The organism is Flagellimonas spongiicola (assembly GCF_023502425.1).
Taxonomy (GTDB): domain Bacteria; phylum Bacteroidota; class Bacteroidia; order Flavobacteriales; family Flavobacteriaceae; genus Flagellimonas; species Flagellimonas spongiicola.
In genome coordinates this window covers 1,087,956-1,101,872 of the sequence record NZ_JAMFMA010000002.1, presented here as the reverse complement: position 1 = coordinate 1,101,872, position 13,917 = coordinate 1,087,956, and the positions used below count along the sequence as shown (strand labels likewise).

General features: G+C 39.4%; 13 protein-coding genes. 7 read left to right on the top strand and 6 right to left on the bottom strand.

Annotated features, from left to right (window positions below):
* Positions 1-114: 114 nt before the first annotated feature.
* Entirely contained in the window at positions 115-846 is a 732-nt protein-coding gene (locus M3P19_RS11230) for a DUF1330 domain-containing protein (protein ID WP_249657762.1), read from the bottom strand.
* 92 nt (positions 847-938) lie between these two features.
* Here M3P19_RS11230 and M3P19_RS11225 point away from each other — a divergent pair, with 92 nt between their 5' ends.
* Positions 939-1,310, top strand: a complete 372-nt coding sequence (locus M3P19_RS11225; RefSeq protein ID WP_249657761.1) for a winged helix-turn-helix transcriptional regulator — start codon at positions 939-941, stop codon at positions 1,308-1,310.
* A gap of 8 nt (positions 1,311-1,318) precedes the next feature.
* Here the strand turns inward: M3P19_RS11225 and M3P19_RS11220 are convergent, their stop codons facing one another.
* Genes M3P19_RS11220 through M3P19_RS11210 form a run of 3 tightly spaced genes read right to left on the bottom strand, consistent with a single transcriptional unit; the run spans position 1,319 to position 4,415 of the window.
* Positions 1,319-3,283, bottom strand: coding sequence for a DUF3352 domain-containing protein (locus M3P19_RS11220; protein WP_249657760.1), 1,965 nt, complete (start codon positions 3,281-3,283; stop codon positions 1,319-1,321).
* Between the two features lie 60 nt (positions 3,284-3,343).
* Positions 3,344-4,003 (bottom strand): aspartate kinase, encoded by a 660-nt coding sequence (locus M3P19_RS11215; RefSeq protein ID WP_249657759.1) that lies wholly within the window; start codon positions 4,001-4,003, stop codon positions 3,344-3,346.
* Positions 4,004-4,055: 52 nt separating this feature from the next.
* Positions 4,056-4,415 carry a YraN family protein gene (locus tag M3P19_RS11210; protein WP_249657758.1) on the bottom strand — a complete coding sequence of 120 codons (360 nt, stop codon included), beginning with the start codon at positions 4,413-4,415 and terminating at the stop codon, positions 4,056-4,058.
* Between the two features lie 171 nt (positions 4,416-4,586).
* Here M3P19_RS11210 and M3P19_RS11205 point away from each other — a divergent pair, with 171 nt between their 5' ends.
* From M3P19_RS11205 to M3P19_RS11180, 6 genes are all read left to right on the top strand, one after another.
* Positions 4,587-6,095 (top strand): DUF1800 domain-containing protein, encoded by a 1,509-nt coding sequence (locus M3P19_RS11205; RefSeq protein ID WP_249657757.1) that lies wholly within the window; start codon positions 4,587-4,589, stop codon positions 6,093-6,095.
* Positions 6,096-6,104: 9 nt separating this feature from the next.
* Positions 6,105-7,817, top strand: coding sequence for a DUF1501 domain-containing protein (locus M3P19_RS11200; RefSeq protein ID WP_249657756.1), 1,713 nt, complete (start codon positions 6,105-6,107; stop codon positions 7,815-7,817).
* A gap of 149 nt (positions 7,818-7,966) precedes the next feature.
* Positions 7,967-10,033, top strand: coding sequence for a methionine--tRNA ligase (gene metG / locus M3P19_RS11195; protein ID WP_249657755.1), 2,067 nt, complete (start codon positions 7,967-7,969; stop codon positions 10,031-10,033).
* Positions 10,033-10,935, top strand: a complete 903-nt coding sequence (locus M3P19_RS11190) for a histone deacetylase family protein (protein ID WP_249657754.1) — start codon at positions 10,033-10,035, stop codon at positions 10,933-10,935. The genes metG and M3P19_RS11190 overlap by 1 nt, the downstream gene beginning before the upstream one ends.
* 30 nt (positions 10,936-10,965) lie before the next feature.
* Entirely contained in the window at positions 10,966-11,805 is an 840-nt protein-coding gene (locus tag M3P19_RS11185) for a phosphatase PAP2 family protein (protein ID WP_249657753.1), read from the top strand.
* 66 nt (positions 11,806-11,871) lie between these two features.
* Complete coding sequence (locus M3P19_RS11180) at positions 11,872-12,393, top strand: ferritin (protein WP_249657752.1); 522 nt, start codon at positions 11,872-11,874, stop codon at positions 12,391-12,393.
* A gap of 253 nt (positions 12,394-12,646) precedes the next feature.
* Here M3P19_RS11180 and M3P19_RS11175 read toward each other — a convergent pair whose 3' ends face one another.
* The gene (locus M3P19_RS11175; protein WP_249657751.1) at positions 12,647-13,063 is read right to left on the bottom strand and encodes a hypothetical protein; all 417 of its coding nucleotides are present in this window, start codon (positions 13,061-13,063) and stop codon (positions 12,647-12,649) included.
* A gap of 136 nt (positions 13,064-13,199) precedes the next feature.
* Positions 13,200-13,532, bottom strand: coding sequence for a single-stranded DNA-binding protein (locus M3P19_RS11170; protein WP_249657750.1), 333 nt, complete (start codon positions 13,530-13,532; stop codon positions 13,200-13,202).
* Positions 13,533-13,917: the final 385 nt, after the last annotated feature.

The following is a 13,917-nucleotide window of genomic DNA, read 5'->3' as shown; positions in this document are numbered from 1 at the left end:
ATCAAGTTAGTGAATGCTTAAGGAATCCTAAAATCAAATGGCAAATTCATCACAAAAAAAACGAGCAGTCTTTGTTGTAAAGAGCTGCCCGTCACGAACAAATCAACACACTAACTATGGCATTAAAATCTTCGTATGGATCATATCCAACCTTGATACTGAACTTTCAAGCAGATGGGATACCTTTTTAAAATCCGGATCTGCTGATAATCCATAAAACGCGGCGGTGTTATTCCATTCCACAATCCCGGTAACATCCGGTATTAAGATATAATCCTCCTTCTTAACACCAGGTGCCGGTTTAAGATCCACTAAAAATTTAGGCGGGCCATACTTTAATTTAGGCGCTTCCGATTTGGCAAAGTATTGAGGAAGTGCTGTTTGTGCCTCCGGGGTTAACCACCCACTAAAAAACTCGTACACTTTGTCTGATTGGAAGGTAACCGCCACATCCTTTTCTACAACAAAATAGGACAGCTTAATGTCGGTAAGGGCAGTATCTCTGATTGGGAAGATTTTTTTGGCTTCCTTATCATTGAGCAAATTAGCATGCGCCTGAAGATTCGGCCATTCAAAAATAGCAACCAATTGAGGTCTTACCTCTCCCCCGGTCACAGCCAAAACTTCAAAGCTCCCTAGAACTTTACCTCCATATTTTGCAGCAATTGGAATAATTTTCGGGAAATAATCCTGGTTCAATTGCGCTTCCATTCCCCCCCGGATGTTCGCATATGCAATTTCGATCACTTTTTCCGAATTAAAATGAATTTCCATGGTCTTTTGTCCATATCCAAAAGTGATATAGAATGAAACTAAGAGGGCAAATAATACATTTGTTTTTTTCATTGTTTCCTGAATTAAATTGATTTCAAGATTAAAAGTATTCCTATTTGGTTAATACTTACTATATTTAGGGTACATACAATAAAGTACGTATAATGCGAAAATTAGCCTCTACCAATTTTGAAAATCAAAAAAGACTGGAAAGCTTATGTGGTTTGCCCCACGCCATGGAAGTTTTAAAAGGAAGATGGAAAGTGAATATTCTTTGGAGTATTTCCTTAGGTAATAAAAGATATGGAGAGATTAAAAAGGATATCGGTTTTATTTCTGAAAAAATGCTCACACAACGATTGCGTGAGTCAGAGGCAGACGGTTTAATTATAAGAAAGGATTTTCAAACTATTCCTCCACATGTTGAATACTATCTAACTGAAATAGGTACAGATTTAATCCCCGTACTGGACCAATTATGCAAATGGGGCTACAAAGCACGGAACAAGAATGATAAAGAAATTTCTGAGCATTAATCCACTAATTAGAATTTCTTTTTCAAAAGTTGATTCCCTTCAGAATCATAATACCGCCATGTCCCGACTTGCTTATCTTTTCTAAATTTACCTGTCATTCGCTCCGCTCCGTTCTTGTAAAATTCGCGATACCGACCATGTTTCAATCCATCTTTTAGTTCCACCTCGAATCTGATATTGCCATTGGAGTAGTTCTTAACAAATTCATTGGCGGTAAGATCATCAGGGTATATCGGTTTTAAGTCGAATACCGAATCAGATATTGCGGTTTCCGTGTCCTTTTGAATTTTGGGTTTTGAGATTTCAATTTTTGTTGGAGTTGGATCTACCTTAGAAAAGTTAACCACAAGTCTACTTTCAAAAAGTTCATCTTCTGGTGTAAGTTGAAACCCAACTTGCTGAAAGCACACAATAAAATCCTTGTTTTTTTGCATGTCAATGCGCATTTCACCGTCGGCAATGGATTTTAAATTATCAAAAAGTAAGGGAACGTTGCTATAAGCAAATAAACTTGATTCTTTTTTGAATTTGGTATTGAAGCTTTGATATTCGGGAACCGCGGACAAGGTATTCCCCGCCAAATAATCTTCAATCATACCCTTTAGGGTATTCGGGTTATTGCTAAATACAACATATGCTCCTATCTGGGTAAAGTATGGCTTATCAAATGATTTAAAACGATTACCCAGCAACAACTTGAAGAACCCTTTTATCGAGAGAAAATTAATTTGATGTTCTTTGTAGGTTATGGCCTTAAACTTTACTGGCGTCTTTTTCTTGATTTGTTTGAGCACAAAATCCAAATTCCGTTTAGCCTCTTCTAAATCATTGGTTTTTAAAACCAAGGCCATTTCATTTTTTCGCGTTTCAATTTTTGATTGGATCTGCACCAATGCTATTTCGTCACCGATCCAACTCACAAAGTTTTCCTGAACATCAATTTTCAAAAACTTTTCGACTTTTTGAAGGCCTTGTGTATAGTTTTCAAATTGCTCAGGATTTTGCTTCTTAATGCCTTCGAAATTGGCGTAGAATTCCTTAAAACTATCAAAACCATAACTAACGTAGAGCGCCGTTCGGTCGGTTGCTATTTGCGGTACTCCGCGTTCTGCCTTCCCGGATCGTTGCAGGGCAGCAAGGTAATTATGGTTATCTGCACTTATATTGGTAAAGCCATCTGCTGTAATTGTATTGTTTTCATCCAAATTCATATGAAAACCAGAAAACAATAGATTCTCACTTACACGATCCACCCACTCATTTGGTTCTGTGGAAAACCGGTGATAATATTCGTCCAGAAAATCATATTGCAGATACAATCGGAATAAATCCTCATAACCGATCTTAGAATTTATCTCAAGGAAATTCAAATCTCGACCTAAAATAGGTTCTTGGTACTGATCAATGGATGCTTCAACCAAAGTGTGGGTATAAGAAGCTACAAGTTGATTCTTGATAAAGGCCAAGTATATCGTCTCTTTACTCTTCCGATCATATATTTCCAGTATTTCTTGTCCGTGGTACGTTCGTTTGCTCATGGTAAAATTGTCATTGAGCAAGGTATTGATGTAGGTTTTGAGCAAGTTTAATTTTGCAATACGCTTTAAATCCAAGACATAAAAAATACCATAATCCCTTTTACTGATCATATGGATGGAAATGAACAACGAACGATCATCAAAGAACTCGAACAAACGATGATTATCATTAAAGACCGTATCTACTTTTTGAATGTTCTCAGTAAGATTGGCAAAGTAGTTGTTTTGCTGTAAATGCTGCCAAACTTCACTTTCACTGACTTTAGCCCAACTTTCCACGGGTTTGTCGGATTCTATAATGAATACGGCATCCTTTGGAATTAAATAGATGGACTGAAGATTGGTTTTGGGTGATAAAATAAAGATGTATGCCAAATAGCATAAATAGATGACCAAAAAGGTCAAAAATCCATATAGCATTCTTTTTTTGGTCATATGAAAAGAAACATCTTTTCTAACAACGAAAAACCTGAAGCTTTAGTTTATTGGTGCTGACTAAAGACTCTTTAGATCCTTAATGGTTTTAAAAGCAACATCTACTTGCTCTTCATTAACTAAAATGGTAAACTCATTGGTTGTGGAGATGACCTCATACAACACAATTCCTTCCCAAGCCAAGCGTTGGAAAATGAAATAGTAAATTCCCGGTACAGAAACATTCTCGGCGGGTAATTTTACAGTGATTGAAGAAAGGTTTTCAGCTTTTTGGGTGCAGCGTTCATGTCTGAAGTATTTTTCAACAACATCATCCATAACATTGCTTATTACAATATTGATTTCATTCACCCCTCGTGAAGAAGTATAAAATACATCTTGGTTTGCATTTACTTCTTCCAACAATTTTGCCTGCTGTCCTAAAATTGTTTCTGAAGCCAAAAATGTATAATCAGTCAAGGAGGAACGCACAGTAATCTCTCCAATGTTCTTCAACACCTTAACTATGCGATGTGTTGCGCGAAATTCCAAATCATCTGATAGACGTTTCAATGCCATTACTATAGCACCATCTTTTACATCTTTGCCAAGGGCGTCCGAAATTTCCGGTTTAATTTGTCGGGATAAGGAGGTTAGGTTAATGATTCCTTGTGCCAATGCGCTTTGTAAAAAAGGTTTCTTTTTGATGTAGTGCTCAACTACCGCAGATATCGTCTTCATCTTGTTTGGTTTGAAAACGAAAATAACAAATTGTTACATTTAACACAAATGGTTAGAAAAAATAGAATGCATTTTTAACATGTTCCAAATTAAACCCACCATTTTTTTTGATTATGGTGATCAAATCGAATCGAACCTCCTCTTCAATTGCATTTTGTGTTACATAATGATCTGCAGCCAAAGTCAATAATTTTATCTTTTTACGATTGATAACGGTATTCATGTCCTCTAAAAAACCATCATTTCTTGCTTTTACTTCAACAATGACCATAATGTCATCTTTTTTGGCAATGATATCAACTTCCGCTTTGAGGTATCTAAAGTTTCTTTCCAAGATTTCATAACCTGCTTTTAGGAGAAAATCCACTGCAAACTGTTCCCCTTCACTCCCAAAATCATTGTGTTTTCCCATCAATTTTGAAAAATATTAAAAAAATAGTGCAGTTCATCGAAAAAATTGGTAGTTCATGGTCATAATTGCGTTTAGATTGTAATTTGTCAGCTCAACTGAACCACACCCAACGTTAAGCTAAACATATAGTTGCCCCAAAAACTATGGACCTAATTAACGCCTGTCATTGCTATGGAGTACTTTATCAATTGTAATTCCTCAACCTTGGCACCGTACACAACTCCATTGGATGAGTTGCGTGCTGCCCATTTGTATCGGAGGCTAGGCTTTAGTGCTTCGATTCAAACCATCAACGCTGCAGTAGGCCAAACTGCAGATACGCTCGTGGATGCGCTTGTGGACCAAGCGATTGCCACACCACCAATCCCAGCGCCTGCATGGGCAGACTGGACCAATGCCAATTATCCAGAAGACGATGACCTTGCAGGTCAAATGCGAAGAGCGCAACGCGAAGAATTCGCAACGGCCTATGGAAATGCATTGCTGGACAATAACCTTCGTGATCGATTGAGCTTCTTCTGGAGTAATCACTTCGTGACCGAAATCGACGTTTATGACTGTAATTCCTTTTTATATTACTATATCAACAATCTTCAACGAAATGCGCTTGGTAATTTCAGGACATTTGTAAGCGAGATTGGTCTTACTTCTGCCATGTTGTATTATTTGGATGGGGTGAGAAACCGTGGTAACAATCCCAATGAAAACTATGCTCGTGAGCTTTATGAGCTATTTACCTTGGGAGAAGGGAACAATTATACCGAAGAAGATATCATTGAAACCGCCAAGGCAATATCCGGATATACCAATCGAGGTGAAGAAGGATGTACACAGGTTACATTTGATGCAGAAGAATTCAATACTGAAAACAAGACCATTTTTGGACAGACCGGTAACTGGAACTACGACGATGTAATCAACATCCTATTTACCGAAAGACCCAATGAAATTGCTTGGTTCATCTGTAAAAAACTATACGAGTTCTTTGTTCATCCAGATTCCGATGATGATGCTGGAAATGCCCAAACCATTATAAATGGTATGTCGGCCACTTTCATTGCAAACAACTTTGAGATTGCTCCAGTATTAAGACAACTCTTCAAAAGTCAGCACTTCTTTGATGAAAACGCCATTGGTGTTATCATCAAGAGTCCTTTTGATCTGTACAATGGTTTACTTAAAGAAACCGGATTTACTTACGACGACGGTACGGTATTGAATGTTGTGGACGCCTCTAGTCTTATTGGTCAGACCATGTTTGATCCTTTTGATGTTGCTGGGTGGCAAAGAGATAGGCAATGGATCAATACCAATTTCATTATTGGGCGTTGGTTAACCGCCGAAGTTTTCATAGACCGATTCTACCAAGCGGACCCAGAGCAATTCAGGACCTTGGCCATGGATGCGGTTGGTGCTGCGAACAGTAATACCAGTAATCCTGAAATTGTTGTACGGGCATTGGTAAACAAGTTTACACCTAAAGGGTTATTGACCCCGGAAGATTTTGAAATAGCAATGGATGCGTTCAAAATTGATGATGTTCCTGAAAATTACTATTCGCCAGATTACATAACTGGTGGATTGAGCTTATGGATGCTTGCGGTAAGTATGGAAGTACCTACCCAAGTGTATGTCCTACTACGTCATTTATCAAGAGAACCCGAATTCCAACTAAAATAACCCTACACCATGTGCGATACTCATCATACCCACGATACATCACCACACAAAGGCCTTGAACATGATGGCCACAATGAAGAACATAAAGCATGGAGCCGAAGGTCCTTTATCCAGGCACTGGGTATAGCAGGTTCAGGATCCATGTTCTTGGGCAGTAATCTGCTATCTGCTTCCGCCCCATCACCACTTACTTCTGCTATTGCAGATGCGGAGACTGACAATATTTTGATATTGATCAGACTCTCGGGCGGTAACGACGGGTTAAGCACGGTTATCCCAATCCAACAATATGATACTTATGCTAATGCAAGACCTAACATTTATATCCCAGAAAGTAAGGTCCTGAAACTTACCGATGATTTTGGAGTTCCAACTTACATGAGCGCCCTTGAACCTATGTGGGGCGATGGACAGTTTAAAGCTGTACACGGTGTAGGTTATGAAAACCAAAGTTTATCACATTTTACCGGATCCGATATTTATGCCAATACGGATTTGACCACTACTGGCTTTTCTGGATTGAACACTGGATGGATGGGAAGACATTTTGAACAATGCTATCCTGACTATTTGATCAATCCACCGGAAGCCCCAGCGGCCATCCAAATTGGTAACCTATCGAATTTGGTCTTTCAAGGTGAAGAAACCAATTACGCCTTCGTAACCAACAACATTGATCAATTGGAGGAAATTGCACAGACAGGCTTTTTCTATGACATAGAAAATGCTCCTTTTGACAATTGTATGTACGGCGATCAATTACGCTTTCTAAGAGGTGTTGCGAATACCACTTACGAATACGCAGGTAAAATCCATGAAGCTTACGAAAGAGGACAAAACCAAGTACAGTACCAAGACAATGGATTTGCAAGACAATTGGCTCTATTGGCCAGATTGATCAAAGGAAACCTGGGCACCAAAGTTTATATGATTTCCATGGGTGGTTTTGATACTCACGGAAACCAGCCTTTGGCTCATGAACGCCTAATGACAAATTTGTCCATTGCTGTAAACAATTTCTATGAGGACTTGGCATTTACTGAACAAGATGAGCAAGTGTTGAGTATGACCTTCTCCGAGTTTGGACGTCGAATCTTTGAAAATGGATCTAATGGTACAGATCACGGTAAAGCAGCACCAACATTATTCTTTGGTTCAGGATTGAACGGCAGTGCTTTTGTTGGTGATCATCCGGCACTTGACAGCCCAAATAGCCGAGGAAATTTGGAATACACCATGGATTTCAGGGATCTCTATGCCACCGTTTTGGCGGAATGGCTATGCGTTCCTATCCCATTAGTGGAACAACATTTATTGGACCACCCTTATGCTCCGGTTGATTTAGGATTTAATTGTAGTGGTGTGGACTTCCCAGACATTGTCTATAGTGATGACCCACCTACATTACCAGATACGCCTCCTAGCCCAGATGGTACAGACCCAGACCCAGATGCCTTGGCCCAAATCGTACATCGACCATATTATCCAACACAACAGGCACCGCATATTCATTTGGAAATGCCGGTTGCAGCCCATGTGGACATCCAATTGTACAACATTTTAGGCCAAAATGTCGGAACCGTTTTCAATGAAATGATGTTGGAAGGTTCTGCTGAAATCAACATACGGGAACGTATGCGAGATAGTCTTTCTACCGGAAAATATATTTATCAAATCCGAGTTGGGGAAGAAAAAATGAGTAAGTCAGTAATGATCATGTAGACTGGTTGTAACAGTTTATTTCCAGAATCCTCCGAAAGTGTAACCCACACCCCAAATTTGGTTACACCCTTCGGAGGTTTCCTTTTTTACGGCATTCCTATTGCATCTTTTCCTAAATCAGTATTTTTGAGGCTTAATTTGATTCAAACATGCCTCAGAATACGAAGCCATCAAGATTCACTATAACTGCAGCTCTACCATATACCAATGGTCCTATTCATATTGGCCACTTGGCGGGTGTCTATGTTCCTGCGGATATTTACTCACGTTATCAGCGATTGCAAGGGCATGATGTAGCCTTTATTTGTGGAAGTGATGAGCATGGCGTGGCAATCCCAATGAAGGCGAAGAAAGAAGGGGTATCCCCTCAAGAAATCATTGATAAATACCACGGTATCATCAAAAAATCCTTTGCCGAATTCGGTATTTCATTCGATAATTATTCCAGAACTTCTGCCAATATCCATCACAAAACCGCCTCTGACTTTTTTGAACGGTTACATGAACAGGATGATTTTATTGAAGAGGTCACAGAACAACTTTATGATGAAGCGGCCATGCAGTTTTTGGCCGATCGCTTTGTTACAGGCACCTGTCCAGTATGCGGACATAACGAGGCCTACGGGGATCAGTGCGAAAATTGTGGTTCTTCATTGAATGCAACAGATTTGATCAACCCAAAATCCACTATTACTGGAGCTGTTCCAACTTTGAAAAAAACCAAACATTGGTTTTTGCCTTTGGACCGATATGAAGGGTTTTTAAAGGATTGGATCCTAGAAGGTCATAAATCTGATTGGAAACCCAATGTATATGGCCAATGCAAATCTTGGATAGATGATGGTCTAAAACCAAGAGCAGTGACCCGAGATTTGGATTGGGGAATACCAGTACCGGTCGAAGGTGGCGATGGGAAAGTACTTTACGTATGGTTTGATGCCCCAATAGGTTACATTTCATCAACCAAAGAATGGGCAGCACGAGAAGGAAAAGATTGGGAACCATACTGGAAGGATGAGAGCACTAAACTTTTACATTTTATCGGGAAGGATAACATCGTTTTTCATTGTATCATTTTCCCTAGTATGCTTAAAGCACATGGCAATTACATATTGCCCGAAAACGTTCCTGCCAATGAGTTCCTGAATTTGGAAGGAAACAAACTTTCAACTTCCAAAAATTGGGCCGTATGGCTGCATGAATATTTGGAAGAATTTCCAGGAATGCAAGACGTTCTCAGATATGCACTAACGGCTAATGCTCCAGAAACCAAGGACAACGATTTTACATGGAAGGATTTTCAGGCCCGCAACAATAATGAACTGGTGGCCATTTTTGGTAATTTCATCAACCGAGTTGCGGTTTTAACTCATAAATACTACAATGGTATTGTTCCTGAACCCAAGGATCTATCACAAATTGACAAGGAAACGTTGTCAGCGTTGAAGAATTTCCCAGAAACCTTATCGCAGTCCCTAGAACGGTACCGTTTCCGTGAAGCCAGTCAAGAATTGATGAATTTGGCGAGGTTAGGTAATAAATACTTGGCCGATGAAGAACCTTGGAAATTGATAAAAACAGATTCTGAACGGGTGCAAACCGTTATGTGGGTGGCTTTACAAATTGCTGCTGGGTTAGCGGTTTTGAGCGAACCTTTTCTTCCCTTTACCTCAACCAAACTTAATGGAATATTGAATTTAGGGGACAATGCAAGTTGGCAAAGTGTTTCCAATTCGGAAATCCTAGTCCCTGAAGGTCACCAAATCAATACGAGCGAATTACTCTTTAGAAAGATTGAGGACAAAGAAATTGAAGTACAATTGGAAAAATTGGAAGCCACCAAAAAATCAAACGAACAAATGGAAAAAGAAGTCACCCCGCAAAAAGGAACCATCTCATTTGATGATTTCACCAAGTTGGATATGCGCGTTGGCACCATTATAGAAGCGACCAAAATGCCAAAAGCAAATAAATTGTTAGTGCTAAAGGTGGAGACCGGACTTGATACAAGAACCATCGTATCTGGTATAGCAGAAAGTTTCGCTCCAGAAGAAATCGTAGGTAAAAAAGTTACGGTTTTGGCCAATCTGGCGCCAAGAAAGCTTCGTGGTGTTGAAAGTGAAGGCATGATCCTTATGACCGAAAACGAAGATGGCAAACTGGTATTTGTCAACCCTGACGAAGGAGGAGTTGGCAATGGGGAAACCATCAACTGATGCTTAGAATAGCATATCACCCAATTTACAAGCATCCTTTACCTGAAGGCCATAGGTTTCCCATGATCAAATACGATTTGCTTCCGCAGCAATTAGTACACGAAGGCACCTGCATTGAGGAAAATTTCTTTCAACCGGAGCTACCAGATGACCAACACATTTTAAGAGCGCATACCCCAACATATTTTACAAATTTGGTCCAACTTCAATTAAAACCAAGCGAGGTTCGGAAAATTGGTTTCCCATTAAGTGAAGTTTTGGTAGAACGCGAACGAATCATTGCCGATGGTACTATTAAAGGTTGTGAATTTGCCTTGGAAAATGGTATCGCAATGAATGTTGCCGGTGGCACCCATCATGCCTATTCGAACCGTGGGGAGGCGTTTTGCATGTTGAATGACCAAGCGATAGGTGCACGCTATTTAATCGACAAAGGATTGGCCCATAAAATATTGATCGTGGATTTGGATGTACATCAGGGAAACGGCACAGCGGAAATTTTCCAAGATGATGCTTCTGTTTTTACATTTTCAATGCACGGTCAAGGTAACTATCCGTTCAAAAAAGAAAATTCAGATTTGGACATCCCCTTGGAGAAAGGTACTTCGGACACTGCTTACCTCAAATTATTGAAACAAACATTGCCCGAACTATTTGAAAAGGTACAACCTGATTTTGTGTTTTACCTCAGCGGGGTAGATGTAGTGGCCACCGATAAATTGGGCACCTTGGGCATGACCTTGGAAGGTTGCAAAGAACGGGACCGTTATGTGCTTCAAAGCTGTTTTGATACCAACTTGACTGTGCAGTGTAGCATGGGCGGCGGCTATTCTCCGGATATCAAGATTATTGTTGAGGCACATGCAAATACCTATAGACTAGCCCAGGAAATATTTTTTTAACTTTAGAATAATCCGCAAAACACCACAGCCATGAAATATTTGATTCTTATTGCTTTATTGTTTTCATCCGTCTTTACCAATGCCCAGGATGTCATCGTTTCCCAAAAAGAAAGTACCTGGAAAAATTTCACCTACGATATGGGTGCAGTATTCGGTGGTATTGGGCATTCATATTCTCGACCATTTCATTGGCAAGGTGACGATTGGGCAAACTTTGGATATCTGACAGCAGGTACCTTGGCCTTGTTTTTAGTTGATGATGAACTAAACAATTGGACAAACGGTTTTAGTGATGATATCCCTGGGTTTGTGTTGGATTATGGAAATGAATATGGAAATCCAGCCAATAACTATATGATGACTGGCGGCGTTTACCTTGCTGGTTTATTCACAAAAAATGAAAAACTAAGACGAACTGGCGTGCTATTGATATCTTCTGCAACAGCAGGTGGATTTTTACAGCAGGTCAGCAAACGGATCATTGGTCGTGCACGTCCAAAAAGTGGGGATAGTTCAAGTACATATGATCCATTTCATTTAAATCGGGTGTTTAATTATGATTCTTTTCCATCTGGGCATGCTATGCTTGCTTTTTCCAATGCCTATGCCATTGCAAAGCAATTCAAGAACCCATGGGTAAAGGCAGGGATTTACACCGTTGGTTTTATTCCGGGTTTTGTACGGATCATGGATGATTTCCATTGGGTTTCGGATGTAGCCTTCAGCACGGTATTGAGTATTTTTATAGTAGAGTCCATTGACCGTTATTTAGACTCCAAATACAATGAAAAATACAATGCACAATCCAAAAAACTGAGTTGGAATATGCGTTTTGGCCCAGGAACCTTAGGTGTAGCCGTACAATTCTAAATGAATTTCAAAATCCTTCGGGTTCGTCTCGCCTTTTGTAATTTTACAGTAAATAAATCTTAATACATGCTATCAAAAAAACTAGAAAAAGCACTAAATGAACAGATTCGCATAGAGGCAGAATCTTCGCAGGTATATTTATCCATGGCTTGTTGGGCAGAAGTAAAAGGCCTTGAAGGGGTTGCTGGTTTCATGTATGGCCATTCTGATGAGGAGCGTATGCATATGCTCAAATTGGTAAAATACGTAAATGAAAGAGGGGGCCACGCACATATTTCGGAATTGAAAGCACCGAAAACCGAATTTGGGGGCTTACAAGAGATGTTCCAAGAATTGTATGATCATGAAATTTTCGTTTCACAAAGCATTAACGAATTGGTACACGTAACCTTACAGGAAAAAGATTATGCCACACATAACTTTTTGCAATGGTACGTGGCTGAACAATTGGAGGAAGAAGCTTTGGCCCGAACTGTTTTGGATAAGATTAATCTTATTGGAAATGACAAAGGCGGATTGTATTTGTTTGATAGGGATATTCAACAAATAACAGTGGAAAGTGCAGCTTCGGATACTGCAGGCGAATAATTGTTGAAAACAAACTTATTTAGATTAAGTTAAAATAATTATCTTTGGCCCATCCAACTGAAAAGATGGGAAAAAAGAAAAAGGAAATAAAGAAGCAACAGAAGGCAAAATTGAAGGAATTCCCCATGGATAACCTGAAAACCAAGTGTTGTAAGAAATATAAAAAAGGCGAAAACAAACGTTGTGGACGATGCCCCTGTTTTGACCTTTTAAAGAAAGTAGCATAAAAAACCGCCATATGGCGGTTTTTTATTTAGTCTTGTTTTGTCGAGAGTTTCCGAGTTCCATTATCGGATTCTGACCAAGCTAGTAGTTCAGAATCGGTAACGGATAAATAGGCTTGGGCGCGTTCCAAATAAAGCGCACTATGCGCACAACTTCCATTGCAAGTTTGTAAATGCGATTGATAGGCTTCTTTCTTACCCTTCATATACGTTAAATAGGCCAAAAAATTTGCTTTGCCCAATTGACGTTCAAAATTTTTCTGATCTACCCAATAATCCAACTCATCTTGGGCTTCCAGCTTGTGAAGTTCTTGCTCGTAGGTAGCATCACGCAAGGCCAATTGTTCATAAAAACGTAAACTTTGTGTACGTTCTTCTACTTGTGCATTGACTGAGTAGGTCAATCCACAAATCAAGAATACCGTAAGTAGTTTAGCCGTTTTCATAGCATTTGCATCTATTGTATTAGACGTACAAACACCCCCATTGTTGCGCTAACCCTTATTAAGTTATTGTTAATATTGGGTCCAAACAAAGAAAAGGGGCAAAAGCCCCTTTTTTCACGATTATCCGAATTTGTGCCTATTTACCCAACATGAGTAGTTCATGACACTTTACTTCGGTGATGTAGCGCTTTTCACCTTCCTTGGTTTCATATGATCTATTGACCAGCTTTCCTTCTAGGGCAACCTCCTTTCCTTTGATCAAATAGCTTTCTACTATATCAGCGGTTTTGCCCCAAACCACAATGTTATGCCATTGCGTATCCGTAACTTTTTCCCCTTCTGCATTTTTGTAGGTTTCATTGGTAGCCAAGGAAAACTTGGCCAATTTGGAGCCATTTTCCAATAGCACGATTTCTGGGTCATTTCCTAAGTTTCCAATCAACTGTACTTTGTTTCTTAATGAGTTCATGATTTAAATTTTACGTGTTAAACAGTTAATACTATCGAGCTGAATTACATCGACAGGGCAAACTTAGGGGTGTAAAAAACCATAAATCGGTATGTAAACGTTTGTTTTCGTTTGTAAACGGATGTAGTCGTTTGTGCAACTCATGTAAAGGCAACTATATATAATAAGCTTCTATACGAATTAGCAAGAATTTAAAAATGGACTAGTCGAATTATAAAAGAGAGTTAGTGGTGGAATCTTTTGGATGTAGATGCTGTTAGAACTGCTTTCTTGCCTTTCTATTTCTACTGCTTCTGAAGTTCCTGCCCTTTTTTGTGAAAAAACTGGCAAAAACCATTAATACACTCAATAAGATAATTGAAATCAATATTTGGTAAAACTCTTC

Excerpts from the sequence above, each read along its gene's own strand:
- M3P19_RS11230 (WP_249657762.1), bottom strand. The coding sequence starts at position 846 with ATGAAAAAAACAAATGTATTATTTGCCCTCTTAGTTTCATTCTATATC.
- M3P19_RS11225 (WP_249657761.1), top strand. The coding sequence starts at position 939 with ATGCGAAAATTAGCCTCTACCAATTTTGAAAATCAAAAAAGACTGGAA.
- M3P19_RS11220 (WP_249657760.1), bottom strand. The coding sequence starts at position 3,283 with ATGACCAAAAAAAGAATGCTATATGGATTTTTGACCTTTTTGGTCATC.
- M3P19_RS11215 (WP_249657759.1), bottom strand. The coding sequence starts at position 4,003 with ATGAAGACGATATCTGCGGTAGTTGAGCACTACATCAAAAAGAAACCT.
- M3P19_RS11210 (WP_249657758.1), bottom strand. The coding sequence starts at position 4,415 with ATGGGAAAACACAATGATTTTGGGAGTGAAGGGGAACAGTTTGCAGTG.
- M3P19_RS11205 (WP_249657757.1), top strand. The coding sequence starts at position 4,587 with ATGGAGTACTTTATCAATTGTAATTCCTCAACCTTGGCACCGTACACA.
- M3P19_RS11200 (WP_249657756.1), top strand. The coding sequence starts at position 6,105 with ATGTGCGATACTCATCATACCCACGATACATCACCACACAAAGGCCTT.
- metG (WP_249657755.1), top strand. The coding sequence starts at position 7,967 with ATGCCTCAGAATACGAAGCCATCAAGATTCACTATAACTGCAGCTCTA.
- M3P19_RS11190 (WP_249657754.1), top strand. The coding sequence starts at position 10,033 with ATGCTTAGAATAGCATATCACCCAATTTACAAGCATCCTTTACCTGAA.
- M3P19_RS11185 (WP_249657753.1), top strand. The coding sequence starts at position 10,966 with ATGAAATATTTGATTCTTATTGCTTTATTGTTTTCATCCGTCTTTACC.
- M3P19_RS11180 (WP_249657752.1), top strand. The coding sequence starts at position 11,872 with ATGCTATCAAAAAAACTAGAAAAAGCACTAAATGAACAGATTCGCATA.
- M3P19_RS11175 (WP_249657751.1), bottom strand. The coding sequence starts at position 13,063 with ATGAAAACGGCTAAACTACTTACGGTATTCTTGATTTGTGGATTGACC.
- M3P19_RS11170 (WP_249657750.1), bottom strand. The coding sequence starts at position 13,532 with ATGAACTCATTAAGAAACAAAGTACAGTTGATTGGAAACTTAGGAAAT.